The sequence below is a fragment of the Promicromonospora kroppenstedtii DSM 19349 genome (assembly GCF_000515355.1).
Lineage (GTDB): Bacteria > Actinomycetota > Actinomycetes > Actinomycetales > Cellulomonadaceae > Promicromonospora > Promicromonospora kroppenstedtii.
This window is the reverse complement of record NZ_KI911616.1, coordinates 877-4263: the sequence shown is the minus strand read 5'-3', so window position 1 is coordinate 4263 and position 3387 is coordinate 877. Positions and strand designations below refer to the sequence as shown.

General features: G+C 73.0%; 3 protein-coding genes. 1 reads left to right on the top strand and 2 read right to left on the bottom strand.

Going from position 1 to position 3387, the window contains the following annotated elements; translation table 11 throughout:
• The coding region (locus PROKR_RS04490; RefSeq protein ID WP_051432667.1) for an MFS transporter at positions 1-1004 on the bottom strand (1004 nt) is incomplete at its 3' end.
• A 273-nt stretch (positions 1005-1277) separates the two neighbouring features.
• On the opposite strand from PROKR_RS04490, the gene PROKR_RS04485 reads away from it, so the two are divergent.
• The gene (locus PROKR_RS04485) at positions 1278-1559 is read left to right on the top strand and encodes an HU family DNA-binding protein (RefSeq protein ID WP_020015632.1); all 282 of its coding nucleotides are present in this window, start codon (positions 1278-1280) and stop codon (positions 1557-1559) included.
• A 75-nt stretch (positions 1560-1634) separates the two neighbouring features.
• On the opposite strand, the gene PROKR_RS04480 is transcribed toward PROKR_RS04485, so the two are convergent.
• The coding region (locus PROKR_RS04480) for a lysylphosphatidylglycerol synthase transmembrane domain-containing protein (protein ID WP_051432666.1) at positions 1635-3387 on the bottom strand (1753 nt) is incomplete at its 5' end.

Sequence of the window (3387 nt, the reverse complement as noted above, 5' to 3'; positions counted from 1 at the left end):
CCGCCGGTCGGCATGCCCGCCGTCGACCCCGCGGCCAGAGCCGCGGCCGTGAACCCGAGGGCCACGGCCGCCCCCTGCAGCACCATCCCGCCGACGGCGACGCGCAGCGGGCCGAACCGGTCGGCCAGCCACCCGAAGACCGGGCTGAACGCGAACATCCCCAGCACGTGCAGGCTGATCACGATGCCCACGAGCTGCAGCGACATCCCACCGTGCTGCATGTGCACGGGCGTCATCACCATCACCATGATCATCACGCCGTGCGCCACCGCGGTGGTGACGACGGCGAACCGCGCCCGCGGGTGCGCCCAGGCCCACCGCAGCGCGGCGAGCGCGCCGGTACGCCGCGGTTCGGTCCGCTTGTCCCCGTGTCCCTGCCCGACGGCGCCCGCGGGCACCACCCGCCCCGCCACGCCGCCCGCGGGGTCCCGGTAGAGGCTCACGAGCAGCAGGCCGGCCAGCAGGTAGGCGACGATCGAGAACAGGTACGGGCCGCCGAGGTCGGGTACGCCGAAACCGGAGCCGACCACCGCCCCGGGCGCCGCGAGGTTGGGCCCCACCACCGAGCCGACGGTCGTGGACCACAGGACCACCGACATGGTGCGGGCGCGCGTGCCGGAGCCCACGTTGTCGGCCGCGGCGTACCGGGACTGCAGGTTGGTCGCGTTCGCGACGCCGTAGAGCATGAGGCCCACCAGCAGCACGACGAGCTGCCCCAGCACCGCCGCCGTCACGATGAGCAGCGCGCCGACCGTCGACAGGGCGTAGCCGAGCGACAGGGCCCACCGGCGTCCGCGGAGCTGGGCGAGCGTGGCCAGCGGGATCGAGGCGACCGCCGCGGCGAGCACCCCGACCGCCTGGGCGAGCCCGGCCATCGAGGTGCCACCCAGGCTCTCCGCGAGCAGGGCGCCGACGGCGGCCCCGGAGGCCACCCCGACCCCGGCCAGGAGGTTGCTGAACACCAGGACGACGAGGTTTCGGCGGGCGTGCGGCGGATTCTCCACGATTTCCTCTCATCGGCTGATCCGTACCGAACGGTAGACCGTTCTGGGTTGCGGAAGTCATCGGATAGTGCGGGGTGACACCGCCTCAGAGGGCCTCATGCCCTCGTCGTCCACAGGTTCGTACACAGGTTCGCGTCCTCTGTGAGCAGAAAGTTACCCACGACTCGCCGCAGAAGTGCCTGTTCTCCGCGAATTCCTGCCGATCTGCTGGCAGTATGGGGCCTCGTCGTCGGGCGGGTACCGCCGCACGACGTGACCGAAGAAGGGAAACGCATGTCGCTCAACAAGTCCGAGCTCGTCTCGGCCATCGCCAGCAAGGCCGAGATCAACAAGACCGAGGCCGAGGCCGCGCTCAACGCCTTCCAGGAGGTGCTGATCGAGTCGCTCGCCAAGGGTGAGGCCGTCAAGGTGACCGGCTTCCTGTCGGCCGAGCGCGTCGAGCGCGCCGCCCGCACGGGCCGCAACCCGCGCACCGGCGAGGAGATCTCGATCCCGGCGAACTTCGGTGTCAAGATCAGCGCCGGCTCGCTGCTGAAGAAGGCCGTCGCCAAGTGACGCTTCGCCGCTGAGCTCCTCAGCGACGCGAAGGCCCGGTCCCTCTCGGGGGACCGGGCTTTCGCATGTCCGGGCTCAGAGGTCGCCCTTGCGCTCCAGGTAGCGCATCGCGACCCAGCCCAGCGGTACCCGGCCCCAGTAGGTGCACAGGCGGTACAGGATCGTCGCGGAGAAGGCGATGGTGGCCGGCACCCCCGCGGCCGTCAGGCCGGCCGTCAGGGCACCCTCCACGCCGCCCAGGCCGCCCGGAGTCGGGATGAGCGCGCCGAGGGCGTTGCCCACCAGGTTGACCAGGGCGATGTCGACCAGCGAGATCGTCTCCCCGAACGCGGCGAGGCAGCACCACAGGCCCACGATGTAGCCGAGCGTCATGATCAGGTTGCCGCCCACGCCCAGCGCCAGGCGGCCCGGGTGGCTCAGCATCTGCGCCAGCCGTGGCCACACCTGGCGCAGCCGCGGCCCGATGAAGCCCATGCCCCAGCGCCGCACCGGCGGCACAAGCAGCGTCGCGACGACGGCGGTAGCGACCCCTGCCAGCGTGATCAGCACGGCGGGCGACGGCAGCTCCACGAGCGCGCCCGAGCCCGTGAAGACCGACAGCGCCACCAGCAGCAGCACCGTGACCACGAACTGCGAGACCTGCACGAGCGCGACCGTGGCCACGGCCATCGACATGGACACACCGCGCTGGGTCAGGAGCCGCAGATTCAGCGCCGCCGGGCCGATGCCCGCGGGCGCCGCCAGCGCCACGAACGACCCGGCGGCGGCGGTCAGCGTGGCCCGTCCGATCGGCACGCGCGCCGGGGAGAACGCCACGAGCGTCAGGCCCGCGCCGAACCACGTGATGAGGGCCAGGGCGAACGCCACCGCCACCCACCACGGGTTCGCCGAGCGGACGGCCTCCGCGATCTCGTCGAAGTTGATGGTCGTGACGATCACGGCGACGGCGACGATGGCCACCGTGGTGGTCAGGACCGTGCGCGCGCTGAACCGCGAGATGCGCTGCGGCTGCACGCTGGCCTCGGGCAGGCGCTCCACCAGGGCGTTGCGCAGCTCGCCCATGAGGCCCTTCGCGCGGCGCACCTCCTCGCGGGTGGTCCGCGGCAGCGCGATGGTCTGGATCAGGGGCCCGATGGCGGCGATGTCGGCATCGGGCAGGGCGCGCACCGCGGCGGCGACGGCGCGGCGCGGGCCGACCCGCAGCCCGGTCAGCACCAGCATCTGCACCAGGTCGAGGCGGCGCGACAGCGGTGAGGACGCGATGTCCCCCTGCTCCCAGCCCGTGATCCACACGTGTGCGCGGCCGTCGTGGTCCCGCTGCGTCAGCAGGACGTCCTGCGTCAGGGCGCGGTGCGTCAGGCCCACGGCGTGCGCGCGGCCGAGCTGGTCCCACGCCTCGGCGAGCACGTCGTCGTGCACGTCCTCGTCGGGGACGTCGCGCAGCGAGACCGACTGCGTGGCGTGCTCCAGGACGAGCGCGATCGAATCGCCGAACTCGCCGATGCCCAGCAGCCGCGGTGTGCGGACGCCCGCGGCGGTCGCGGCGTACGAGAGCAGCGCGGTGCGCTCCGCGACGGCCTTGAGCGAGATCGCGGCCCGGCCCTCGATGCCGCGCAGCCGCAGGGCCCGCCACAGCCGCGTGATGAGGCCGACCACCTGACGGTCGCCGTCCAGCACCAGGACGTCGCGGCGCACGCCGTCGTCGCTGTACAGGGCGTACACGCGGTTGTCCCCGGCCCGGCCCAGGGCGAGCGCGGCCGCGTCGTCCGGCACTCCGTGCTCGGCGGCCAGCGCGGACGCGAGCACGGGGGCGGTGGTGCCGTCCTGG

Coding starts and splice junctions, on each gene's coding strand:
- PROKR_RS04485 (WP_020015632.1), top strand. CDS start 1,278: ATGTCGCTCAACAAGTCCGAGCTCGTCTCGGCCATCGCCAGCAAGGCC.